The following is a 20,949-nucleotide window of genomic DNA, read 5'->3' as shown; positions in this document are numbered from 1 at the left end:
GCTTAGCCCTCCACCACTTCGAGGCCCATCGAGCGGGCGCTGCCGGCGATGATCTTGATCGCCTGATCGATGTCGTTTGCGTTCAGGTCAGCCATCTTGGCTTCGGCGATCTCGCGCAGCTGCGAGGTCTTGATGGTTCCGGCCGAGACCTTGCCCGGCTCCTTCGAGCCCGACTTGAGGTTGGCGGCCTTCTTGATGAAGTAGGTCGCCGGCGCGGTCTTGGTGACGAAGGTGAAGGAACGGTCGCCGTAGACGGTGATGACCGTCGGAATCGGCATGCCCTTTTCCATTTCCTGCGTGGCGGCATTGAACGCCTTGCAGAATTCCATGATGTTCACGCCGCGCTGACCCAGCGCCGGGCCGATCGGCGGCGAGGGGGTGGCAGAGCCCGCGGGCACCTGCAGCTTGATATAGCCTTCGATTTTCTTGGCCATGAGGCCTTGCTCCTGTTCGCACTGTTGCCGCGCTGTTTCCAGCCCGGCTCATGGTGAGCGGTCAAACGCCGTGGCCTGTGCACGCCAGCGGCTCCCGCACGGAATCACCCGGCCGATGGCCGAGCGAAGGCGCGCGCATAGCGTGTCGGGGCGAGAATGCAAGCGAATCGCGCGCGTCCAGCCCCGGCGCGCGCAGGCTGACCGCGCCGCGCGCCTGCAGGAAAATGATGACCGCCGCAATCGCCGCTTGCGATTCATGAATTCTCAAACGATTGTCGCCTAAGGCTTTTTCGCCAAGCCGCAGGGGCAACAGGAGGGCACAGATGTTTCGGGTCGCGATCCAGATCAAGGAACTGATTTCCAGCAACGTGACGAGCGCGATCGAATCCGCTTCCAACCCCGCCAAGATGCTGACCCTGCTCCAGCGCGAGATCGAGGAATCGATCATCAGCCTCACCGGTGAGCGCACCCGCGTCTCGCAGAACAAGCGGCGGCTCGAGGCGCTGCTCACCCAGCACGAGCTCAAGGAGGCCGACTGGGGCGACAAGGCCAAGACCGCGATGGATCATGGCCGCGAGGACCTTGCCCGTCAGGCGCTGCTCGCGCGCGAGGATTGCCGCCTCGAAATCGCCCGCCTGAAGAGCGAAGTCGCCGCCGCCGACGCCAGCCTTGCCGAGATCGACGCCGCCGTGCGCGAGCTCGAAGCCAAGCGCGAGGAAACCCGCGCGCAGGCCCGCGCCCAGATCGCCGCCGAAGAGGCTGCCCGCGCCGGCAGCACCGGCGGGGCCGCGAGCCGCGCCGAAGCCCACCTCAACCGCATCAACACCCTCGGCCAGCGCGCCCAGTTCGCGACCGAGGACGAAGCGCCCTCGCGCACGGTCGCCAGCGTCGAGAGCGAGATCGAGAACATGCGCCGCGCGAGCGCGATCGAGGCTGAACTCGCCGCCCTGAAGGCCGCCGCGCCCGCTCCGGCCAAAAAGTCTGGCAGCAAGAAGGGCTAAGGCCTTACTGCGCGCGGCACCCGCAGCCCCTTGGTGCGGCTGGTGAGGTGGAATTGCTTGCAGAGCGCGCATTTATAGGCGCGCAAGGTGACGTTTGCGGCGAGGGCGGCGGCCTCCGCCGCCTCGCGCGTGGCGAAGCGGCGCTTGCGGTTGCAGATGCCGGGGCGGGTTTGCATCGCGCGCCAGCCTAGGGCCTGCGGCCAGGTTTGCAATCGCCTCCCTCCCTCCTATGGTAGCGCAAACATTGCGCGGGAGGGACGCGGGGATGGGCAGGTTCTGGGCGGCTTTGCTGGGCGTTCTGTTGCTGGTGACGGCAGTCGCCGCGCGCGCCGAAACCGCGCTCCCGCGCATCGCTTCCGGCCCGGCGCGGCCGATGCTGCTGGTCGACGGCAAGCCCTTCGCGGCGCTGGCTGTGCAAGCCAACAATTCCTCGGGTTATCCGGCAGTGCTGGGGCAGGTCTGGCCGACGGCGAAGGCCGTGGGGGCGAACACGGTGATGCTCCCGGTCGGCTGGGAGCAGATCGAGCCCGTGGAAGGCCGGTTCGACTTCGGCGATGTCGATGCGATGCTAGCGGGCGCACGGGCGCAGGGGCTGCGGCTGGTGCTGCTGTGGTACGGCACTTGGAAGAACACCGGCGCGAGCTACACCCCCGCCTGGGTCAAGCAGGACGGCAAGCGCTTCCCCCGGATGCGCGCGCCCGATGGCCGCGCGCATGGCTCGCTCAGCCCGCACGGGGCCGAGACATTGAAGGCCGATTCGCGGGCGTTTGCCGCGCTGATGCGCCACCTCAAGGTGGCCGACGCGCAGCACACCGTGATCATGGTGCAGGTCGAGAACGAGGCGGGCAGCTGGGGCCTCGCGCGCGATCATGCCCCGGCGGCGGATGCCCTGTTCAAGGGGCTGATCCCGCAGGAGCTGGCGCGGGCGCTGGGCATTCCCCGCGCAAGCTGGCAGGCGAGCTTCGGCCCGCGCGCCGAGCAGTTCTTCATGTCGTGGCACGTCGCGCGCTATATCGACACCGTCGCGCGCGCCGGGCAGGCCGAGCTGGCGCTGCCGATGATCGCCAATGCCGCGCTTGGCAATGCCTTCACCGACGAGGGGGGCGACATCGGCCCCTCGGGCGGGCCGAACTGGAATGTGCTGCCGGTGTGGCGGGTGGCCGCGCCGTCGCTCGCGGCGATTGGCCCCGACATCTACACCCGCGACGCTGCGGCGGTTGAGCGCTACCTCGAGCGCTACAGCGCAGCCGGCGCGCCGTTGATCGTGCCCGAGATCGGCAATGCTGCGGAATATGCGCGCTTTGCCTGGGCTGCCTTCGGGCGCGGGGCGTTGCTCTATTCGCCTTTCGGGCTCGATGACACCGGCTTCGTCAACTACCCGCTGGGGGCGAAGGTGCTCGACAAGAACACGCTCGACGCCTTCGCCGCGCCCTACCGGCTGATGGGGAGCGCGATGTCGGCCTGGCCGCAGATCGCTTCCGAAAGGCCGCTATGGGGCACGGCGCGCGGGATGGACGGGGCGGATCAGAGCACGGTCATGGGCCGCTGGCGGCTCACCGCCGCCTATGGCCGCTGGGCCTTCGGCGAGGACGACTGGACATGGATCGCGCGCGACCCGCACCCCTTGGCCGACAAGCTCACCGGCGGGCTGGTCGTGGCGCAGCTCGATGCCGACACGTTTCTGGTGGGCGGCCAGAACGTGCGCCTGCGCCTTACGCTGGCCGCCCCCGCCAAGGGCGAGAGCGCGCAGGTGATCGAGGCGCAGGAAGGCACCTTCGTGGAGGGCCAATGGGTGATGCGCCGCCGCTGGAACGGCGACCAGATCGACTACGGCTTCAGCTTCGGCGCGGAGCCCGTGTGGCTGAAGATCGAGATGGGCAGCTACCGCTAGGCAACCACCCAAATCTTCACTTCACCAGTTCAACTTCCTCGAACCCAAGCTCCACCGGAGTGGCGCGGCCGAAGATCGAGACGCTGACCTTGACCTTCTGCTTGTCGAAATCGAGCTCTTCCACGATCCCGTTGAAGCTCGCGAAGGGCCCGGCGTTGACCTTGACCGAATCGCCGATCTCGTAATCGACGCTGATGTCGCGCTTGGGTGCGGCCTTGGCTTCTTCCACCCCGCCGAAATAGCGCGAGGCTTCCTTCTCGGAGATCGCCTGCGGCTTGTTGCCCGAGCCGAGGAAGCCGGTCACCTTGGGGGTATTCTTGACGAGGTGGTAGATGTCGTCGGTCATGTTCAGCTTGGCGAGCACGTAGCCGGGCATGAACTTGCGTTCGACCTGGACCTTCTTGCCGCGCTTGATCTCGGTCACGGTCTCGGTCGGGACCTGCACTTCCTCGACGCCTTCCGACAGGCCGAGGCGTTCGGCTTCGGCGATGATCGCGTCGCGGACCTTGTTCTCGAAACCGGAATAGGCGTGAATGATGTACCAGCGGGCCATGGAGCGTCCTTGGGAAATGGGAATCTAGCGGGAGTGCGGGCGCTTACTTGAGCAGGCCGATCAGCGCGTTGACGATCAGGCCGAACACGGTGTCGATGCCGAGGAAGAAGACCGACAGCATCAGCATGAAGATGAACACGAAGATCGCGGTGCGCACGGTTTCTTCGCGGCTCGGCCAGACGATCTTGTTCGTCTCGGCGCGCACCTGGTTGAAGAACTCGCCGGGCGAGGTCCTGGGCTTCTTCGGTTCTGCCCCGTCCTTGGGAGCGATCATCTTGTCGGCCATGCCAGCCTGTTCCTTCGCGTAATGGCGCCGTGTCTCGTCCGGCCGGCTTTCAGGTAGGGCTCCGCGCCGCCCGGGACAAGGTCGCCGGAGGGGCTGGAGATTTTGCCGATGTCGGTGAGACGATTGGGGCCTTACGCGGAGCGCCGCGCAAATGCAAGATCGCTTGGGGCCGGAAAGGCGCGGCCCCCGTCGCCCGGCTCAGCGGCGCGCGAGCAGACGCGAGAGCCAGCCGCCGGGCGCTTCGAGCGGCTGGAGCGGACCATGGATCGCCCGCAGCCGCGCCCGGTCGCGGGTCGGCCGCGGGCTGACCCAGTGGTCGGGACGCGAGGAATGGAAGGTGTAGGCGCTCATCCTTGGTCTCCTGTTGTGCGTTGGGCGACTTCAACTCGTCGACAGGAATACACGCTTCGGCTTGCGACAGGATGAACGGACGAGGCGGTGAAATGCCCAACGCCCCCTAAACGGCAAGGCGCGAGAATCGGTGCCGAAGGCACCGCAAGCGCGAACGCGCGCCCGCAGCGGCCCGGAGTGAAGCGAAGCGAAACGAAGGAACAGCCGGGAGGACGAAGCGGCGGAGGCGGGTTCGAAACACAAGAACGGCCCGCAGGGCCGCGAGGCCAAGCGGCCGAGCCGCAGCGGCCCGAACGAAGCGTAGCGAAGTGAGGAACCGCCGCGAGGACGAACCCGCGGAGGCGGGTTCGAAACACAAGAAATGGCAGGGGTGACAGGATTCGAACCCGTGGCCCTCGGTTTTGGAGACCGATGCTCTACCAGCTGAGCTACACCCCTGCACTCGCTGAGGGGCGGCCCTTAGCGCTGCAACGAAAGTTAGGCAATCCTCTTTGCCACGCAGCCCATGCCCCTGTATGTAAACAGGCGCATGCACGCGCCTAACCGCCCTCCGATCCCGGTCGAGACCCTGTTGCTCGCCTATCGCAGCGGGATTTTCCCGATGGCGGACCGGCGTGACGATCCGGAAGTCTTCTGGGTCGAGCCGCGCGAGCGGGCGATCATTCCGCTCGAGGAGCTGCATCTGTCGAAGTCGCTGAAGAAGGTGATCCGCGCGGATCGCTTTACGGTGACGGTCGACCGCGCCTTCGAGCAGGTGATCCGCGCCTGCGCCGAGCCGCGCCCCGATCATCCCGAAACGTGGATTTCGGAGCGCATCATCCAGTCCTATCTCGGCCTCCACCGCGCCGGCCACGCCCATTCGGTCGAGTGCTGGCAGGTGGGCGAGGAGGGCTGGCCGGAGCTGGTCGGCGGGCTCTACGGGGTGAACTTCGCGCGGGTGTTCTGCGGCGAATCGATGTTCAGCCGGGTGCCCGATGCGAGCAAGGTCGCGCTCGCCTGGCTGGTGGCGCTGATGCGGCGGGCGGGGTTCGCGCTGCTCGACTGCCAGTTCATGACCGAACACCTGCGCTCGATGGGCGCGCGCGAGCTGGCGCAAGCCCAGTATCGGCGGCTGGTCGAGGCGGCGCAGGGCGAGCCGGCGATGGGGCTGGGCGAGGCCTGGCGGCAGTTCGCCTCGGGGGTGCTTTATCCGGCGGGCGTGGGCGCAACAGCGGGCGCTGCCGAGGGCGTGGCGGCCGGCTTGGCGGGCGCGTCCTTGGCGCCTTCCTTGGGTGATGCCGGCCCCTCCTCGCCCGGGAAGCGCATCGTGCAGTCCTTGACCCAGACATCGTAGACCGGGTGCTCGACGACGTTGAGGCTCGGGCTTTCGAGGAACATCCAGCCCGAGAAGACGCGGGTGTGCTGGGCCTGGTCGCGCTCGCGGATGTCGACCTGGACGAAGGCGCCGGTCTGCTGCGGCAGCTCCCACGGCGCGGTGCGCTCGCAGGCCGAGACGCGGACGATCACGGGGCCGATCTCGCGGCTTTCGCCGGGCTTGAGCTTGAGCTCTTCGGAGACGTTGTTGCGCTTGTTGAGCAGGCCGAGCACCGCGACGCGCTCGTTCATCGGGGTGGCGCCGTAGTCATTGGCGGGCGCGGCGGCAGTGGCGCTGGCAGCCGGGGCAGGGGTGGCGGAATCGTCGAGCGAGACCCGCACCGCTTCGCCCGAGGACGGGGCGAAGTAGTCGCAAGCGGCAAGCGTCAATGCGCAGGCCAGCGGAGCGGCAAGGCGGAAGGGCCGCACGCGCGTGCGCCTCAGCTGTCCGCGCTGCCCGGGGTCCACGCCTCGTAATCGCCGACCGCGCGGGCCCGCACGCCGCCGCGCTCGAGCGCGCCCTGCGGGCGATAGGCGGCCGCCGTGCCGGTGGCGTTGGGGGTGTAATCGGCCTCCCACACGCGCGGCGGGGGGAGATGGCTTTCGGGCACTTCGTCATAGGTGCCGTGGAGCCAGCCGTGCCATTCCGAGGGCACGCGGCTGGCGTCATTGGCGCCGTTGTAGATCACCCAGCGCTTTTCGCGGCTGGTGTAGGAGCCGTCATTGGCGGCCGCCGCCTTGGGGCGGGCACGGTAATACTTGTTGCCCGCCGCGTCGGTGCCGACGTGTTCGCCCTTGGCGCGGCTGGCCCACAGGTGCGTGCCGATGGTGGCACCGTCCCACCAGGTGAAGATCTTCATCAGGATTCCCATGAGGGCTGCGCCTAGCGGATTCGGTCGGTTGCGCCAAGTGAGAGTCTTAGTTTGCGTGACCGCCTCCGCGGTCACGTCCTCGGCGCTGTTCCTCCGCTCCGCTCCGGGCACCTGCGGGCGGCCGTTCGGCCTTGCGGCCCGTCCGTTGGCGGGCCGAGGAGCCGCGACTCTCGGACAGATGTGCTGATATCGGTCGCGCAGCGACCGCGAGCGCACGGCGCGAGCCGCAGGCGCTCAAGCCCGAAGGGCTTGAAACAGCGCCGAGGACGTGCCTGCGGAGGCAGGCACGCAAACAAAATGCCGCTCAATAACTTACCTTATCCCCCGGCACGATCCCCAGCGCCTTGGCGCGGCCCGCGCGCAGTTCCAGCACCGCGCTGGCGACCCCGTCGGACTTCACCGAATCGAGCGAATAGGGCGTAGTGTTCGCCGCGATGTTCTGCACCCGGCCGTCCATCCCGATGAAGATGATGTCGAGACTGATCGGCGTGTTCTTCATCCAGAAGGCACGCGCCTCGGGGACTTCGGAGGGGAAGATCATCCCCTCGAAATCGCCGAGTTCGGTGCGGAACATCAGGCCTTTGGCCTGCGCCTCGGGGGTATCGGCGAGCTCGACCTTGAACTTCAGCGGCTTGCCGCCGCGATCGACGACGAGGTCGATGACCTTGAGGCCCGAGACCGGGTGGCGCGCCGCCTCGGCCGACGCCGGGGCCTGCGCGCTCGCGGTCGCGCCCGTGCCGGGGGAGCACGCGACCAGTGCCAGAGCAAGCGCCGCGCCTGCCAGAATATGCCTTACCATTGCTCGTCCGTCCCTTCGGCCTCTTGCGCCTCGGCGATCCATTCCTCGACCGCGTCCGGATCGCGCGCGGCGAGGACCGCCTTCACATGCTCGTACTGGTGGCCTGCGCGCAGCATTGCTGCAACGGCTTTTTCGTGCGCCTTGCGCCGCGCGAGCGGATCGAGGCCCTCGGCATCGCCCCCGAACGGGCCGAGCCGTTTCTTGCGCGCCATCAGCGCCGCCGCGCGGCGGCCCGCGGCCTCGCCGGGGGCGTGGGCCTGCCTGATCCGCTCGCCCACCCCCGCGTGGCGCAGCGTCTCCTCCACCCGCCGCGCGCCATAGCCGCGCGCGCCGAGATCGCGGGCGCGCATCCGGGCGTAGGCATCGTCATCGACATAGCCGAGCTCCACGAGGCGGGCGACGAGTGCAGGAATATCAACCTCGACCGTCCGCCCGTCCGCATCCTCGGCCAGCCCCCGCTCCCTGATCTTGCGCACCAGATAGCCCTCGAGCCGCGCGCCGGTGGAGGCGAAGCGGGCGGCGTAATGCAGCGCCAGATCGCGCAGCTTCGTCTCGGTCAGCGGGGGTTTCGCCCGCTTCTCGCGCCGCCCGCCGGAGCGGCGATCCTCCCCGGCCGTGCGACCGGAGGATGACGAATTCGCTTTACCTGAAACCATTTCGCCTTATTCGTGCCACTTTCCTTATCAAATGCGCAACCTCGGACGCCGCCAGCTTTGTTGGGGACACGCAGGTTATGCCAGAGCGCGAACGGGAGCATACCATGTATCGCGCCGCAAATGACGGGTATCGCTGAAAATTATGACCGACGCCGCCCTGACGCCGACGCCGAATGACTGCGACCTGCCGCGAATCCGTGCGCAATTTGCAACCTTCAACGAAGCGATCAACTATGCCGCGCGGAGCCTGAAGGGGCTCAATTTCCACGACATGCGCGGCGAACTCGCGCGGGTCTATCCCTATTCCGAAATGCGCGAGGATGCGCTGGTGATGGCGCGGCGGCTGATTGCGGCGGGGATCGGCAAGGAAGACCGCGTCGCGCTGATCGCCGAGACCGGCCCCGATTTCGCTGCGCTGTTCTGCGCCTGCGTCTATGCCGGCGCATGGCCCGTGCCGCTGCCGCTGCCGACCACCTTCGGCGGCAAGGACAATTATATCGACCAGCTGGCGATCCAGCTGATGAGCAGCGACCCCAAGATCCTCATCTATCCCGGCGAGATCGCCGAGATGGCCGAGGCGGCAGCCGCCAAGCAAGGGTGCCCGGCGACCAGCTGGCAGGATTTCAGCCAGCGCCCCGCCCCCGATTGCGACCTGCCCGAAGCCTCGCCGGACGATATCTGCTACCTGCAATATTCCTCCGGCTCGACCCGCTTCCCGACCGGCGTCGCGGTCACCCACCGCGCGCTGCTGCACAACCTCTATGGTCACGCGACCACCATGAACCTCGGCGAGAATGACCGCTGCGTCAGCTGGCTGCCGTGGTATCACGACATGGGGCTGGTCGGCTGCCTCTTGTCGCTGATCGCCAACCAGGTCTCGGGCGATTACCTCAAGCCCGATGCCTTCGCACGCCGGCCTCTCGCTTGGCTCGACATGATCAGCCGCAATCCGGGCAACACGCTCTCCTATTCGCCGACCTTCGGCTACGACATCTGCGCGCGCCGCATCTCGAGCCAGAGCCACGTCTCCGAGCGCTTCGACCTGTCGCGCTGGCGCATCGCGGGCAATGGCGCGGACATGATCCGCCCGGACGTGATGCAGAACTTCGTCAACGCCTTTGCCGAAGCGGGCTTCAAGGCCTCGAGCTTCACCCCCTCCTACGGCCTTGCCGAGGCAGTGCTGGCGGTGACGGTGATGCCGCCGGGCGAGGGCATCCGGGTCGAGCTGGTCGAGGAAGAGCGCCTCTCGGGCGCGCCTCGTGATCTTTCCCGTCCTGCCCGCTACCGCGCGATCGTCAATTGCGGCAAGCCGCTGCCCGACATGGACGTCGCGATCCGCGGCGAGGACGGCAAGCACCGCGCCGATCACCAGATCGGCAAGGTGTGGTGCCGCGGGCCTTCCGTAATGCACTCCTATTTCCGCAACGAGGAAGCGACCAACGACTGCCTCGTCGACGGCTGGCTCGACACCGGGGACATGGGCTACACCGCCAAGGGCTATCTGTTCATCGTCGGCCGGGCGAAGGACATGATCATCATCAACGGCAAGAACCACTGGCCGCAGGATATCGAGTGGGCGGTGGAACAGCTCCCCGGCTTCAACCACGGCGACATCGCGGCCTTCTCGATCGAGATGGAGAACGGCGAGGAAGCGCCCGCGGTGCTGGTGCACTGCAAGGTCTCCGACCCCGAAGAGCGCGTGAAGCTGCGCGACCAGATCGCCGACAAGGTGCGCTCAGTCACCGGCATGAGCTGCATCGTCGAACTCGTCCCGCCGCGCACCCTGCCGCGCACGTCGTCGGGCAAGCTCAGCCGCGCCAAGGCGAAGAAGCTCTATCTCGCGGGCGAGATCGTGCCGATCGACCTGGCGGCCTAGAGGTCTTCGGGCGGAGCCTCGTCGGGCCCGCGTCCCGGCTCGTCGATGTCGGGCGGGGTCGGCTCGGTTTCGGGCGGCGCAGACGGGAAAGGCTCGGCGGGCTGCGGCGGCGTTTCCTCGGGCGGGGCGACCGGCTCGACGGTGTCGGGATCGGTCGGCGGGACGGTGGCCATCAGGCAATCTCCTCGAAGACGTGGGTGTCAGGAAGCGGCGAGCGGCACTGTCTGCTGGTGCTGCACCACCCGCCAATCGTCATGGGCGAGCCGGCGCAGGGTGCTGGTGCAGAAGGCGACATAGGTCTGTCCCTCACGCCGGGCCTCGGCCTTGTAGGCGAGGACGATCAGGCCTTCCTCGGGTCGCACCACCAGCTCTTCGCTGAAGGCGACCTCGGACCAGCGCGGCGTGTCCGCGACCGCTTCGATCGCCTGCCGACCGGTGTAGACATAGGGCACAGCGGGCAGGACCATCAGACACTGGTCATCGATCAGCGCCTCGTAGGTCTCGGGACCTCCGGTCCACAGGCTCCGCTCGAATTCCCACACCCGCGCATCGTCCATGATCGCACTCCTCACTTGCTGCGAGGGGCGTAGTGCGATCCGGTGGCGATGGTTCCGCGCGGACGCCGGTTTCGGGACGACTTGTGGCCGGTTTCGGGGCGGCGGTGCGCCCCCGCCCCTCAGCGCGCGATCACCCAGCGGCCTTCGCGCCAGCGGTAGACATTGGGCGAGATGCAGCGCGGGGCGAGCTTGCACTGGTCCTCGGCGAGGTCGCGATAGCGCTCCAGCTCGGCCCCATCGGGCACCATTGCGGCGAAGACGAACTGGTCGGAATTGGCGATCACCGCCAGATCGGGCCCGGTGGCCTCGGCGATCGCCGCCCAGCGTTCGGGATAGGCCATCATCGAGCTGGTGTATTCGTCTCCCTGAAACACCACGAGCCCTTCGATCCGCGCGCCGGTTTCGGGCAGGCCGGGAAGGATCCGGGCCGTCTGGCGCTCGGCGAAAAGCCACGCGTTCTCGGGCGAGAGGCCCAGTTCGGCGATACGGTCGGCGGGCGCGAGCGCGATCGCCTCGGGGCTGTCGAAGACGAGGATCGCGAAGAGATCCTCGCCGATCTGGCGGTGCGGGGGCAGCGGGTCGAGCTTGGAGCCCAGGACGAAGTTCCAATACTCCGCGTCGCGCACGATGAGGCGCAGATTGGCCGCCTCGCCCTCGGGGTTGACGGAGGCCTTGGCCAGAATGGCGATCAGCCGCGCGGTTTCCGCCTCGCAGTCGGTTTTGGGCACGTTCTGGCAGAAGCCGAACACGCGGTGGAGGTTCATCACCGCCGGTTCGGTCTCGCCCTTGCGGGTGATGTTGATCTGGAGCGGCTCGCCCGGCTCCTGCGCGACCTCGGCATCGGGGAAGGCGGCGCGGATCTTGGGCAGGGCGTCGGCGGCAAAGGCGCGCGCCTCGGGGCCGGTCTGGGCCTGCGCGGGAGAGGCGGCCAGCAGCAGCGCGGCGAGGAACGACAGCATCGCGGGTCTCTTCGGCATCGTCATTCCCCCTCCTGCGCCCAGCCCGCCCGCAGAGGGGCGCTGCCGCCCTGTATTTGCACCGCAATCCCGCCCTCGCGCAAGACCTCGGCGGCCGCTTCAGCCTCGCCCGCCGGGCCGGTCAGCACCACCCCCCGTCCCGAGCGCTGCGCGGCCCATTGCACCAGCGCCAGCGCCGCCGCGCCGTGGTCCCCTGCCGGGATCGTCATGGCGAGCGCAGCGGGCGGGGGCTCGAGCTCGATCCGCCAGTCGGGCTCGGAGGCCGCGATCCGCGTCTCGAGCGCGCGGTAGGTCGCAAGGCTGGCCCCTGCGAGCGGCCGCGCGCGCACCAGCGCCCGGCGGCGGGGCTCGTCGATCAGCACGTCGCTCTCGGGGACCCCCGCCGCCAGCGCCAGCCTCACCGCCAGCGCCTGCGCCCGGGTGGAGGCCGCCCGCTCGCCCTGCTCGCGCGCGGCGGAAAGCTGCGCGCGCTCGGCGGCGGTGGCAGCGGTGCCGACCTCGTATTGCACGAGGTCGAGCCGCACCTCCTCGCCCAGCCGCTCGGCCAGCGCGCGGGCGAGCCCCGCCTCGGCCTCGGGCCGCAGGACGGGGGTGAAGACCACCGCTTCGATCCCGACCGGCGCGGCGGCGAAATCCAGAGTCAGCGTATCGAGCTTCGAGCCCGCATCGAACTGCGCGCGGATCTCGCTGCGCACGATGCGCTGCGCGTTCGCCTCCCACGCGATCCGCTGGAGCGCGAAGCCCAGCGGCACGGCCAGCGCCAGCAGCACAGCGAGCACCATCAGGCTCTGCACCCGCGATTGCCCGCGCGAGAGGTTCGCGCGGAAGCCGTAGAGCCGCGCCATGCCGAAGGCGGTCAGCGCGATGGTGATGAAGTTGGTGACGAACAAGAGCAGCGCGCCCGAGAACACCGTCCAGTTCCAGGTCGCAAGCCCGTAGCCCACCACCGCCAGCGGCGGCATCAGCGCGGTGGCGATGGCGACGCCGACGATAGCGCCTTCCTTGCCGCGGATCATCGCGTAGGCTCCGGCCAGCGCCGAGAACAGCGCTACGAAGAGGTCGAACAGATTGGGCCGGGTGCGCGCGGCGATCTCGGAGGTGATGCCCTGGATCGGCGACAGGAACACGAGGCAGGCGCACAGCAGCACCGCCATCGCGCTGCCCAGCAGCAGGGTGCGCAGCGCCGCCTTGAGCCAAGGCCAGTCGCCGATCGCGAGCGCGAAGCCCAGCCCCATGATCGGCCCCATCAGCGGCGAGAGCAGCATCGCCCCGATCACCACGGCGGGCGAGGACAGCAGCAGGCCGAGCACCGCGATCCCGCCGCTCATCGCGGTCATGAACAGGTAGTGCTCGGACATGCGGCTGTCCTCGCGGCGGCGCTCGGTCACTTCGGCCTGATCGACCGCGCCGCTGACATGGACGATCCACCACTTGCGCAGCTCGGCGAGCGCGCTGCTGGGACCGGCGGGGCCGGTGGTCTCGTTCATGCGCTAAGCCTTTGTCAGTTCGCGGGGTCCGGCAACGATAGCCCGCCCTTCCGCTCGCTGCCAACCCCGCTGCGGGCGCGGTGGACGCGGGGCCCCTTTCCGGCTTACGATGCGCGGCCACGCTTGAAAGGCGTGTCTTAGATTACTAATACAGTGGGAAGCGGCCCGCCCGGGGCAGGGCTACAGGGAGCACGAGAGCAGGCATGAGCACCGAGACCACAACGGCAACCGCAACCCCGTTCACCCTGACGCCGCCCGATCCGGTGCCGCAGGTCGCGCCCGAGCAGGCGGTGGGGCTCGTCCCGGTCACCACCGAGCAGAAGTCCAAGCTCGACACCAAGGTCGACGCCTTCGTCGACGAGCTGGTGCAGGTCGATGCCAATTCCCCGGCCTTCGGCGAGAAGGTCGACCAGATCACCCGCATGGGGCAGGAACAGATCCGCGCCGCAGCGGCGATGTCGAACCGCTTCCTCGACCGCCCGGTGCGCGCGATGGACGGGGACGGGACGGTCGGCAAGGACCTCGCCGAACTGCGCCGCACGGTCGAGGATCTCGATCCGGGCCGGCAGGGCAAGCTTTCGGGCCCGCGCAAGATCCTCGGGATCATTCCTTTCGGCAACAAGATCAAGAACTACTTCGACAGCTACACCAGCGCGCAGGGGCACATCGCCTCGATCCTGCAGCGGCTCGAAAGCGGCAAGAAGGAGCTGCACCTCGACAACGCCGCGATCGATACCGAGCGCCAGAAGCTGTGGGCAGCGATGGGCGAGTTGGAGCAGATGATCCACATCGCCAAGACGCTCGACGCGCGGCTCGAGGCCAAAGCGTTGGAACTCGACAGCTCCGACCCCGCCAAGGCCAAGGCGCTGCGTGAATCCGCGCTGTTCTATGTCCGCCAGCGCACGCAGGACCTGCTGACCCAGATGGCGGTGAGCGTGCAGGGCTATCTGGCGCTCGATCTGGTCAAGAAGAACAATGTCGAGCTGGTGAAGGGCGTCGACCGCGCCAGCACCACCACCGTGGGCGCGCTGCGCACCGCGGTGACCGTGGCGCAGGCGATGACCAACCAGCGGCTGGTGCTCGGCCAGATCACGGCGCTCAACAAGACCACCAGCGACATCATCGATTCGACCAGCGCGCTGCTGCGCGAACAGACCGCGCAGATCCACGAGCAGGCGGCCTCTTCGACCATCCCGCTCGAAACCCTCCAGCGCGCCTTCCAGAACATCTACGACACGATGGACGAGGTCGACAATTTCAAGGTCCGCGCTCTGGAATCGATGAAGCAGACCGTGACCGTGCTGACCAGCGAAGTCGAGAAGTCGAAGGGCTATATCGCCCGCGCCGAGGGTCAGGCGCAGGCCCAGGCCAAGGTCGCCTCGCAGACGCCCTCGCTGCTGGCGCTGGACAAGTAGATCGGGAGCCTGATGGTCTACGAAACGCCCGAACAGCAGATGCAAAGCGCCAGACGATCTCTGGCGACCCAGCGCGAGGGCGGGACGCACCGCCCGGCACCGCGCGGGAGCAGCATCGGCAAGGCCTCGGCCGAGGTGAAGACCAAGGCGCTGCTGAAGAAGGTGCGCAACATCGCGCTGGCGCTGCTCGCGCTCTATGTCGGGGCCGGGATCACCGGCGCGATCATCGGCGGGATCGGCTTCTGGGGGGTGATGACCGTCGTCGCGCTCACCGCCTTCGTTTTCGCCATGTTCGCGGTGACCGGGAAAGTGAAGACCCCGAAGCGCGAGGAGTTGAAGCAGGGCAACCCGCACCAGATGGTCGCGCGCACCGAACTGTGGCTCGAAGCCCAGCGCCCCGCGCTGCCCCCGCCCGCGCAGGCGCTGGTCGACCAGCTCGGCGTGCAGCTCGATGCACTCGGGCTGCAACTCAAAGGCCTCGGCGACAACGAGCCCGCGATGGCCGAAGTGCGCGAGCTGGTGGGCGAATACATCCCCGAGACGATCGACAACTACCGCAAGATCCCCCAGCACCTGCGCGGCGAGGAATATGCCGGCAAGACCGCCGACCAGCGCCTGACCGACAGCCTGACCAAGCTTTCGGGCGAGGTCGACCGGGTAACGCGGCGGCTGGCCGAAGGCGCGCTTGACGATCTCGCGATCAAGAGCCGCTATCTCGAATACCGCTATGGCGGGGCCGAGGCGCTCGAAGATGCGATGCCCGATACCGGCGTGCCGCTCCCCGACTTCTCGGCGATCCCCGCCAAGCAGGAGCGCTAGGCGATGCGCGTCACGCTCCCCCACGACCTCACCAAGGCCGAAGTGCGCGCCCGCATGCACAAGCACGCAGGCGAGATCGGCGGGTTCTTTCCCCCCGGCCTCGCCAAGGTCACCACCGACTGGCCGTCGGAAGACCGCATGAGCATCACCGCGGTCGTCATGGGCCAGACCATCCCCGGCGGGGTCGAGGTGCGCGAGCACGACGTGGTGATCGAGATGGACCTGCCGCTCTTGTTCTCGGTGATGAGAGGCCCGCTCGAAGCGGCGGTGAAGAAAGAAGGCGGGCGGCTGCTCGCCCCCTGAATTACGGGCAATTCCCTACCCGTTCGCGATTGCGACTCCCCTCCACCTGTGTCATAAACATTTGACATGGGCGTTAGCCTAGTTTGCCTTACACTCGGGCCGGGATCCCTGATGATGCGGCAAGTCGGTCTCAGGGCCGATTCGGGCGGGAAGGACGGGTTATGGCGAGGGCCACCACAGCAGGCGCAGCGCCGGGCGAAAGCCTGCGCACCCATCTGCGCGCCGCGACCATGGCCGCGCATGACCTCCTCGACCACGCGATGCAGGCGGCGAGCGGATGGCAGACCCGTGACGACTACGCCCGTTTCCTCAGCCTCCAGCACGCCGCCCGCGCGCCGCTCGAAAGCTGGCTGGCCGCCCACGCCCCGGCAGGGCTGGTCCCGCCGCCGCAGACCGGGCTGATCGCGCAGGATCTGGGACAGCTCGGGCTTGCGGTGCCGCCGCCCGCGCAGCTGTTCACCATCGGCCGCCCCGGGCCGGGCGCCGCGCTCGGCATTGCCTGGGTGCTGGCAGGATCGGCGCTCGGCAACAAGGCGATCGCCAAGCAGGTCGCGCGGATCGGCAGCGGCGCCTGGCCGACCGCCTTCCTCGGCGACGATCGCGCGATGGCCTTCTGGCAGGACTTGCGCGCCCGGATCGAGCGCCCCGCCGCCGCCGCCGAAGCCGAGGGCGCGACCCATGCGGCCGAGGCGGTCTTCGCGCACTTCCTAGGTGTGGCTGAAGCCCCCGAAAGCGTCCCCGCATGAACCTCCACCAGCGCCCCGACGCGCTTACAGAGTGCGACCGCGAGGCGATCCACCACATCGCCGCGATCCAGAGCTTCGGCGGGCTGATCGCCGCCGACGCAGCCGGGCGCACCGTCCACGTCTCGGCCAATCTCGCCGAAATGCTGGGCCTTGCCGTCCTCCCCCCGACCGGTACGCCGCTTGCCGAGATCCTCGCTCCGCAAGCGCTCGAGGCGATCCGTGCGGCGCTGGCGGGTCTGCCGGGCATCGACACGCTCGGCCGCCGCTTCGGCCTCGACCTCACCGGCAGCGGAGCGCTGTTCGATTGCGCGGTGCACATGTCCTGCGGGCTCTCGGTGATCGAGTTCGAGCCTCATGCGCGCACCGACTTCGCCGACCATGTCAGCATGATCGTCCCCGTCATCGCCCAGCTCGAAGCCGCTGCCAGCCTTGCCGACCTCACCGGCACCGCCGCGCGGCTGGTGCGGCAGATGACCGGCTACGACCGCGTCATGGTCTACCGCTTCCACCCCGACGAAAGCGGCGAGGTGATCGCCGAGGACCGCGACGAGGCGCTCGAGCCCTTCCTCGGCCTGCGCTACCCCGCCGCCGACATCCCGCAGCAGGCGCGCGAGCTGTTCCGCCGCAACCGCTTCCGCATCATCGCCGACATGGAGGCGGACGCGGTGCCGGTCGTCCCGGCCCTGAGCGAGGAGGAAGAGCCGCTCGACATGTCGATGTCGATGCTGCGCGCGCATTCCAAGATGCACCTTGCCTACATGCGCAACATGGGGGTGGGCGCGAGCCTTGCGATCGCGATCGTGCGCCATGACCGGTTGTGGGGCATGATCTCGTGCCACCACCGCACACCGCGCCTGCCGGCCTATTCGCTGCGCACCGTCGCCGAGCTGCTCAGCCAGACCTTCTCGCTGATGCTCGACCGCATCCTCGTGGCGCAGGCCGAGGGGCTGCGCGAACGGGCGCGGCAACTCAATGACCGGCTGCTGCTGCGCCTTGCGGGCGGGGTGACGCTGGCGGACAGCCTGCCGATGATCGAGGAGCTGCTCACCGGCACGATCCCGCATGACGGCATCTCGCTCTTCGCCGATAACGAATACCGCGCCAGCGGCGAAGCGCCGGGCGAGGCGGAATTCCGCGCCATCGCCCCCCTGCTCGCCGGAACGCTGGGCGGGGCGACCCATGCGAGCACGCGGCTCGCCGACCAGATCCCCGACGCCGCCGCCTTCGCGGGCCGCGCGGCGGGCGCGCTGGTGCTGCCGCTGTCGCGCGGCACGCGCGATTCGCTGGTGCTGTGGCGCCGCCCGCTCGAGCGGGTGGTGACCTGGGCGGGCGACCCGGCCAAGGCCGCCGCCGCGCCCGGACAGCTGCTCCAGCCGCGCGCCAGCTTTGCGGCATGGCAGGAGACGGTGCGCGGGCGCTCGGCCGAGTGGAGCCCCGAGGAATGCGAGATCGCCGCGCGCCTGCGCCGCACGCTGATCGAGGTGATCCTGCGCATGAGCGCGGACCTCACCCGCGAGCGCGCTCGCGCGGCCGAGCAGCAGGACCTGCTGATCGCCGAACTCAACCACCGCGTGCGCAACATCCTCGGGCTGATCCGCGCGCTGGTCTCGCAGTCGCAGGCCGAGGCGCTTTCAGTGCCCGGCTTTGCCGCGATTGTCGGCGGGCGCATCGCCGCGCTCGCCGCCGCGCATGACAACATCACCGCAAAGAACTGGGGCCCGGCGAGCCTCGTCCGACTGATCGAGGCGGAGCTTGCACCCTATTGCGGGTCGGACCGCGCGCGCTTCCGCCTGTCGGGCGAGGATGTGCTGGTCGCGCCCGAGGCCTACACCATCCTCGCGCTGGTGGTGCACGAACTGGCGACGAACTCGGCCAAGTATGGCAGCCTCTCGGCGCGCGCCGGGCGCGTCGAGGTGAGCATCGCCCGCACCGCCTTTGGCGATCTCGCGCTGCGCTGGCGCGAGAGCGGCGGCCCGCCGGTGACCGCGCCGACGCGCCACGGCTTCGGCTCGACCATCATCACCCGCTCGATCCCGCACGACCTGCAGGGCGAGGCCGACGTGCGCTACCGCCTGGCCGGGGTCGAGGCCGACTTCCTCGTCCCCGCACGCTTCCTCGCCGCGCCCGATGCGGGGCGTCGCGGCGTGCCGGTGCCCAAGCCCGATCCGATGCGCGCCGACCGCCTGCCGCCCGACGCGCCCGCGCGGGTGCTGGTGGTGGAGGACTCGATCATCATCGCGCTCGACACCGAGGAGAATCTGAAGCGCCTCGGCGTTGCCGAAGTGCGGCTGGAAAGCTCGGTGGGCGGCGCGCTTGCAGCGATTGCGGATGATCCGCCGGACTTCGCGATCATCGACTTCAACCTTGGCGGCGAGAGCTCGGAACCCATCGCCGACGCGCTGCGCGCGGCGGGCGTGCGCTTCGTGCTGGCGACGGGCTATGCCGAAGGCGCGGGCCAGTTCGAGCGGCTGGGCGCGGAGGCGGTGCTGAGGAAGCCCTACGGGATGACAGAAATCGAGCGGTTGCTGGTCGGGGCCTAGGGCAGGGCCGCGTGTTGGAAAGCGCTTCCTGCGACTGATTCGCAAAAATTCTCTTTGTTTTTCAATAGCGAATTTCAGCGGTGGAATTGCACCGTCTGTACTATGTCAACTTGCGGCGCGGGTCAGCAAGGTCACCTTCGCTGCACTGAAATCGAGGGCATCGAGCCCGTCTGCCACCAGGCACTCCCCCGCCCCTGCCCGCGCCGCGCCATCGCGCGCGGCCACCTCGCCCTCGAGCGGCAACACCAGCAGCGCGCCCTCATAGGCCGCCAGCGTCGCTGCATCGGGTGCGCCAGCGATCCGGTCGAGCCGGAAGTGCGGGCCGTCGACCAGCACCTGCCCGGCGGCGATGCTACGCTTGTTCTCCGGCCCGTAAGGGCCTCCCGAAGCGACAGCGAGGGCCCGCTCCAGATGAAGCTCGCGCGGGCGGCCGTAGTCATAGAGGCGGAAGGTGGTCTCGCTGGTCTGCTGCACCTCGACCAGCGCGAGACCCGGGCCGATGGCGTGAACCGTGCCTGCGGGGAGGTAGAACAGGTCGCCGGAACGGGCCGGGTGCCAGGTCAGCAGATCCTCGATGGTGCCATCCTGCGCGGCGGCTGCGATCTCTTCGGGGGTGACCTCACGCTCGAACCCGATGGCGAGGCGCGCATCGGGCTCGGCGTCGAGCACCAGCCAGCACTCCTCCTTGCCCGCCTCGCCGGGGAGCGCGGTGTCGTCCGAGGGGTGCACTTGCACCGACAATTTCTCGGAGGTGAAGAGATATTTGACCAGCACCTGCGGCACTTCGGGCGGGGGTTCGAACCAGATCTCGCCGATCCGCACACCCTCGGGCGCGGCGAAAGGCGCAGGCAGCACGTCGCGGCCCCACACCTTCTCGACCAGCTTCGTCGGGAGCCGGCGCGCCGTCACTGGTTCACCGCCCCGGGCAGCTTGCCGACCGCCTGCGCGCCCTCGCGCGTGGTGACCAGCACCTCGCCATCCGAGACGATGATGCACACCCCCTCGAGGCCCACGGCCGAGATGCGCAGGGAATCGGTGGTGGCGAAGACCCCGCTGCAACCCGACAGGTCGACGCGCCCGCGCGCGACATTGCCGGCCGCGTCGGCCTCGCCCACCAGCGCGTCGGCGAGCGCGGCCCAGTTGCCGATGTCGGACCAGCCCATGTCGGCCGGGACCATCGCGGCGCGGGCGGTGTTCTCCATCACGGCGTAGTCGATGGAGTCGCCTTCGATCGCGGCGAAAGGCTCGGACGCGGGATGGAAGCGCGCGCCCTCGGCCACTCCGCCCGCCACCGCCTCGGCCACCAGCCGCGCTATGTCGGGGCGATGCGCGGCGAGTTCGGCGAGCAGATGTCCCGCGCGGAAGGCGAAGATCCCGCCGTTCCACGAATACTCACCGCTGGCGAGGTATTCCTGCGCGTGCTCGAGATCGGGCTTCTCGACGAACTGGCGGATGGCGTAGCCCCCCGCAAGCGGCTCGCCGCGTCTGAGGTAGCCGTAGCCGGTCTCGGGGCGGTCGGCGGCGATCCCGAAGGAGACGAGCCAGTCCTCGCGCGCCAGTGCCGCAGCCGCGAGCGCGGCGGCGCGGAAGGCTGCGGGATCAGCGATGTGGTGGTCGCTCGGGCAGACCAGCATCACCGCGTCCTCGGGCAGCAGCGCGGCGGCGAGCGCGATGGCGGGGGCGGTATTCTTCGCGGCCGGCTCGATCACCAGCCGCGCGCCGGGCGTCTGGCCGAGCTGGGCCGTGATGAGACCGGCATGGTCCGCGCCCGCAACCACCAGCGGCGCGGCGAAGCGATCATCCCCCGCCACCCGGCGCACCGCCTGCTCGAACAGCGTCTCCTCGCTCACCAGCGGCAGGAAGGGCTTGGGGCGGGCCTTGCGGCTGACCGGCCACAGCCGCGTGCCGCTGCCGCCGCACAGGATTACCGGATGGATCGCCGACACGTCTCGAAAAGCCCCCTTCGCGCTGGCCCGGCTATATCAGCCGCGCGGCGCGATGCCACCGCCAAGTGTCATTTTTCGGCGCAGATC

At 68.9% G+C, this 20,949-nt stretch carries 24 protein-coding genes, 1 tRNA gene and 1 pseudogene; 9 read left to right on the top strand and 17 right to left on the bottom strand.

What is annotated here, in order from left to right; all coding sequences use genetic code 11:
- Positions 1 to 2: 2 nt before the first annotated feature.
- Together rplK and PFX90_RS05290 are read right to left on the bottom strand one after the other, a co-directional pair.
- A complete protein-coding gene (gene rplK / locus PFX90_RS05295; protein ID WP_017664542.1) occupies positions 3 to 434 on the bottom strand; it encodes a 50S ribosomal protein L11 in 432 nt (143 codons plus the stop codon).
- Between the two features lie 61 nt (positions 435 to 495).
- A complete protein-coding gene (locus PFX90_RS05290; protein WP_285711341.1) occupies positions 496 to 783 on the bottom strand; it encodes a hypothetical protein in 288 nt (95 codons plus the stop codon).
- Here PFX90_RS05290 and PFX90_RS05285 point away from each other — a divergent pair.
- The gene (locus tag PFX90_RS05285; protein WP_285711340.1) at positions 758 to 1,435 is read left to right on the top strand and encodes a PspA/IM30 family protein; all 678 of its coding nucleotides are present in this window, start codon (positions 758 to 760) and stop codon (positions 1,433 to 1,435) included. The genes PFX90_RS05290 and PFX90_RS05285 overlap by 26 nt on opposite strands.
- On the opposite strand, the gene PFX90_RS05280 is transcribed toward PFX90_RS05285, so the two are convergent.
- A complete protein-coding gene (locus PFX90_RS05280) occupies positions 1,432 to 1,611 on the bottom strand; it encodes a hypothetical protein (RefSeq protein WP_285711339.1) in 180 nt (59 codons plus the stop codon). The two genes, PFX90_RS05285 and PFX90_RS05280, sit on opposite strands and share 4 nt — an antisense overlap.
- Before the next feature lie 89 nt (positions 1,612 to 1,700).
- Here PFX90_RS05280 and PFX90_RS05275 point away from each other — a divergent pair, with 89 nt between their 5' ends.
- Positions 1,701 to 3,326, top strand: coding sequence for a DUF5597 domain-containing protein (locus PFX90_RS05275; RefSeq protein ID WP_285711338.1), 1,626 nt, complete (start codon positions 1,701 to 1,703; stop codon positions 3,324 to 3,326).
- Positions 3,327 to 3,342: 16 nt separating this feature from the next.
- Here the strand turns inward: PFX90_RS05275 and nusG are convergent, their stop codons facing one another.
- From nusG to PFX90_RS05255, 4 genes are all read right to left on the bottom strand, one after another.
- Positions 3,343 to 3,879, bottom strand: a complete 537-nt coding sequence (nusG, locus tag PFX90_RS05270) for a transcription termination/antitermination protein NusG (RefSeq protein WP_285711337.1) — start codon at positions 3,877 to 3,879, stop codon at positions 3,343 to 3,345.
- Between the two features lie 43 nt (positions 3,880 to 3,922).
- A complete protein-coding gene (gene secE / locus PFX90_RS05265) occupies positions 3,923 to 4,165 on the bottom strand; it encodes a preprotein translocase subunit SecE (protein ID WP_285711336.1) in 243 nt (80 codons plus the stop codon).
- A 198-nt stretch (positions 4,166 to 4,363) separates the two neighbouring features.
- The gene (locus PFX90_RS05260) at positions 4,364 to 4,516 is read right to left on the bottom strand and encodes a hypothetical protein (RefSeq protein WP_285711335.1); all 153 of its coding nucleotides are present in this window, start codon (positions 4,514 to 4,516) and stop codon (positions 4,364 to 4,366) included.
- A 362-nt stretch (positions 4,517 to 4,878) separates the two neighbouring features.
- Positions 4,879 to 4,954, bottom strand: a tRNA-Trp gene (locus PFX90_RS05255).
- A gap of 91 nt (positions 4,955 to 5,045) precedes the next feature.
- Between PFX90_RS05255 and aat the strand changes: the two genes are divergently transcribed.
- Positions 5,046 to 5,849: a leucyl/phenylalanyl-tRNA--protein transferase gene (gene aat, locus PFX90_RS05250; protein ID WP_285711334.1), complete on the top strand. Its 804-nt coding sequence runs from the start codon at positions 5,046 to 5,048 to the stop codon at positions 5,847 to 5,849.
- Between the two features lie 35 nt (positions 5,850 to 5,884).
- Here aat and PFX90_RS05245 read toward each other — a convergent pair.
- The 4 genes and pseudogenes from PFX90_RS05245 to PFX90_RS05230 all read right to left on the bottom strand — a co-directional run.
- Positions 5,885 to 6,121 (bottom strand): annotated as a pseudogene (locus PFX90_RS05245) (DUF2155 domain-containing protein); the annotation flags it as partial.
- A gap of 188 nt (positions 6,122 to 6,309) precedes the next feature.
- Complete coding sequence (locus PFX90_RS05240) at positions 6,310 to 6,741, bottom strand: NADH:ubiquinone oxidoreductase subunit NDUFA12 (protein ID WP_285711333.1); 432 nt, start codon at positions 6,739 to 6,741, stop codon at positions 6,310 to 6,312.
- A 304-nt stretch (positions 6,742 to 7,045) separates the two neighbouring features.
- Positions 7,046 to 7,540 carry a DUF192 domain-containing protein gene (locus PFX90_RS05235; RefSeq protein ID WP_285711332.1) on the bottom strand — a complete coding sequence of 165 codons (495 nt, stop codon included), beginning with the start codon at positions 7,538 to 7,540 and terminating at the stop codon, positions 7,046 to 7,048.
- Positions 7,534 to 8,196 carry a regulatory protein RecX gene (locus PFX90_RS05230; RefSeq protein WP_285711331.1) on the bottom strand — a complete coding sequence of 221 codons (663 nt, stop codon included), beginning with the start codon at positions 8,194 to 8,196 and terminating at the stop codon, positions 7,534 to 7,536. The genes PFX90_RS05235 and PFX90_RS05230 overlap by 7 nt, the downstream gene beginning before the upstream one ends.
- A 142-nt stretch (positions 8,197 to 8,338) precedes the next feature.
- On the opposite strand from PFX90_RS05230, the gene PFX90_RS05225 reads away from it, so the two are divergent.
- Positions 8,339 to 10,072 (top strand): fatty acyl-AMP ligase, encoded by a 1,734-nt coding sequence (locus PFX90_RS05225; protein ID WP_285711330.1) that lies wholly within the window; start codon positions 8,339 to 8,341, stop codon positions 10,070 to 10,072.
- On the opposite strand, the gene PFX90_RS05220 is transcribed toward PFX90_RS05225, so the two are convergent.
- The 4 genes from PFX90_RS05220 to PFX90_RS05205 all read right to left on the bottom strand — a co-directional run bounded on the left by PFX90_RS05220 (position 10,069) and on the right by PFX90_RS05205 (position 13,093).
- Entirely contained in the window at positions 10,069 to 10,245 is a 177-nt protein-coding gene (locus PFX90_RS05220) for a hypothetical protein (RefSeq protein WP_285711329.1), read from the bottom strand. The two genes, PFX90_RS05225 and PFX90_RS05220, sit on opposite strands and share 4 nt — an antisense overlap.
- 27 nt (positions 10,246 to 10,272) lie before the next feature.
- Positions 10,273 to 10,629, bottom strand: coding sequence for a DUF4440 domain-containing protein (locus tag PFX90_RS05215; RefSeq protein WP_285711328.1), 357 nt, complete (start codon positions 10,627 to 10,629; stop codon positions 10,273 to 10,275).
- 119 nt (positions 10,630 to 10,748) lie between these two features.
- A complete protein-coding gene (locus tag PFX90_RS05210; protein ID WP_285711327.1) occupies positions 10,749 to 11,606 on the bottom strand; it encodes a hypothetical protein in 858 nt (285 codons plus the stop codon).
- 2 nt (positions 11,607 to 11,608) lie between these two features.
- Entirely contained in the window at positions 11,609 to 13,093 is a 1,485-nt protein-coding gene (locus PFX90_RS05205) for a DUF389 domain-containing protein (protein WP_285711326.1), read from the bottom strand.
- A gap of 203 nt (positions 13,094 to 13,296) precedes the next feature.
- On the opposite strand from PFX90_RS05205, the gene PFX90_RS05200 reads away from it, so the two are divergent.
- The 5 genes from PFX90_RS05200 to PFX90_RS05180 all read left to right on the top strand — a co-directional run bounded on the left by PFX90_RS05200 (position 13,297) and on the right by PFX90_RS05180 (position 18,916).
- Positions 13,297 to 14,508 (top strand): toxic anion resistance protein, encoded by a 1,212-nt coding sequence (locus tag PFX90_RS05200; RefSeq protein ID WP_285711325.1) that lies wholly within the window; start codon positions 13,297 to 13,299, stop codon positions 14,506 to 14,508.
- 12 nt (positions 14,509 to 14,520) lie between these two features.
- The gene (locus tag PFX90_RS05195) at positions 14,521 to 15,327 is read left to right on the top strand and encodes a hypothetical protein (protein ID WP_285711324.1); all 807 of its coding nucleotides are present in this window, start codon (positions 14,521 to 14,523) and stop codon (positions 15,325 to 15,327) included.
- 3 nt (positions 15,328 to 15,330) lie between these two features.
- On the top strand, positions 15,331 to 15,630 hold the full coding sequence (locus PFX90_RS05190) for a polyhydroxyalkanoic acid system family protein (protein ID WP_285711323.1): 300 nt from the start codon (positions 15,331 to 15,333) through the stop codon (positions 15,628 to 15,630).
- 161 nt (positions 15,631 to 15,791) lie between these two features.
- On the top strand, positions 15,792 to 16,376 hold the full coding sequence (locus PFX90_RS05185) for a biliverdin-producing heme oxygenase (RefSeq protein WP_285711322.1): 585 nt from the start codon (positions 15,792 to 15,794) through the stop codon (positions 16,374 to 16,376).
- On the top strand, positions 16,373 to 18,916 hold the full coding sequence (locus tag PFX90_RS05180) for an HWE histidine kinase domain-containing protein (protein ID WP_285711321.1): 2,544 nt from the start codon (positions 16,373 to 16,375) through the stop codon (positions 18,914 to 18,916). The genes PFX90_RS05185 and PFX90_RS05180 overlap by 4 nt, the downstream gene beginning before the upstream one ends.
- 105 nt (positions 18,917 to 19,021) lie before the next feature.
- On the opposite strand, the gene PFX90_RS05175 is transcribed toward PFX90_RS05180, so the two are convergent.
- Both PFX90_RS05175 and PFX90_RS05170 read right to left on the bottom strand, forming a co-directional pair.
- Positions 19,022 to 19,825 (bottom strand): class I mannose-6-phosphate isomerase, encoded by an 804-nt coding sequence (locus tag PFX90_RS05175; protein WP_285711320.1) that lies wholly within the window; start codon positions 19,823 to 19,825, stop codon positions 19,022 to 19,024.
- A complete protein-coding gene (locus PFX90_RS05170; protein ID WP_285711319.1) occupies positions 19,822 to 20,862 on the bottom strand; it encodes a mannose-1-phosphate guanylyltransferase in 1,041 nt (346 codons plus the stop codon). Before PFX90_RS05170 ends, PFX90_RS05175 begins: the two co-directional genes overlap by 4 nt.
- Positions 20,863 to 20,949: the final 87 nt, after the last annotated feature.

Source organism: Erythrobacter oryzae (assembly GCF_030271515.1).
Taxonomy (GTDB): domain Bacteria; phylum Pseudomonadota; class Alphaproteobacteria; order Sphingomonadales; family Sphingomonadaceae; genus Erythrobacter; species Erythrobacter oryzae.
This window is presented reverse-complemented; position numbering and strand designations above follow the sequence as displayed.

Coding starts and splice junctions, on each gene's coding strand:
- rplK (WP_017664542.1), bottom strand. CDS start 434: ATGGCCAAGAAAATCGAAGGCTATATCAAGCTGCAGGTGCCCGCGGGC.
- PFX90_RS05285 (WP_285711340.1), top strand. CDS start 758: ATGTTTCGGGTCGCGATCCAGATCAAGGAACTGATTTCCAGCAACGTG.
- PFX90_RS05280 (WP_285711339.1), bottom strand. CDS start 1,611: ATGCAAACCCGCCCCGGCATCTGCAACCGCAAGCGCCGCTTCGCCACG.
- PFX90_RS05275 (WP_285711338.1), top strand. CDS start 1,701: ATGGGCAGGTTCTGGGCGGCTTTGCTGGGCGTTCTGTTGCTGGTGACG.
- nusG (WP_285711337.1), bottom strand. CDS start 3,879: ATGGCCCGCTGGTACATCATTCACGCCTATTCCGGTTTCGAGAACAAG.
- secE (WP_285711336.1), bottom strand. CDS start 4,165: ATGGCCGACAAGATGATCGCTCCCAAGGACGGGGCAGAACCGAAGAAG.
- PFX90_RS05260 (WP_285711335.1), bottom strand. CDS start 4,516: ATGAGCGCCTACACCTTCCATTCCTCGCGTCCCGACCACTGGGTCAGC.
- aat (WP_285711334.1), top strand. CDS start 5,046: ATGCACGCGCCTAACCGCCCTCCGATCCCGGTCGAGACCCTGTTGCTC.
- PFX90_RS05240 (WP_285711333.1), bottom strand. CDS start 6,741: ATGGGAATCCTGATGAAGATCTTCACCTGGTGGGACGGTGCCACCATC.
- PFX90_RS05235 (WP_285711332.1), bottom strand. CDS start 7,540: ATGGTAAGGCATATTCTGGCAGGCGCGGCGCTTGCTCTGGCACTGGTC.
- PFX90_RS05230 (WP_285711331.1), bottom strand. CDS start 8,196: ATGGTTTCAGGTAAAGCGAATTCGTCATCCTCCGGTCGCACGGCCGGG.
- PFX90_RS05225 (WP_285711330.1), top strand. CDS start 8,339: ATGACCGACGCCGCCCTGACGCCGACGCCGAATGACTGCGACCTGCCG.
- PFX90_RS05220 (WP_285711329.1), bottom strand. CDS start 10,245: ATGGCCACCGTCCCGCCGACCGATCCCGACACCGTCGAGCCGGTCGCC.
- PFX90_RS05215 (WP_285711328.1), bottom strand. CDS start 10,629: ATGGACGATGCGCGGGTGTGGGAATTCGAGCGGAGCCTGTGGACCGGA.
- PFX90_RS05210 (WP_285711327.1), bottom strand. CDS start 11,606: ATGCCGAAGAGACCCGCGATGCTGTCGTTCCTCGCCGCGCTGCTGCTG.
- PFX90_RS05205 (WP_285711326.1), bottom strand. CDS start 13,093: ATGAACGAGACCACCGGCCCCGCCGGTCCCAGCAGCGCGCTCGCCGAG.
- PFX90_RS05200 (WP_285711325.1), top strand. CDS start 13,297: ATGAGCACCGAGACCACAACGGCAACCGCAACCCCGTTCACCCTGACG.
- PFX90_RS05195 (WP_285711324.1), top strand. CDS start 14,521: ATGGTCTACGAAACGCCCGAACAGCAGATGCAAAGCGCCAGACGATCT.
- PFX90_RS05190 (WP_285711323.1), top strand. CDS start 15,331: ATGCGCGTCACGCTCCCCCACGACCTCACCAAGGCCGAAGTGCGCGCC.
- PFX90_RS05185 (WP_285711322.1), top strand. CDS start 15,792: ATGGCGAGGGCCACCACAGCAGGCGCAGCGCCGGGCGAAAGCCTGCGC.
- PFX90_RS05180 (WP_285711321.1), top strand. CDS start 16,373: ATGAACCTCCACCAGCGCCCCGACGCGCTTACAGAGTGCGACCGCGAG.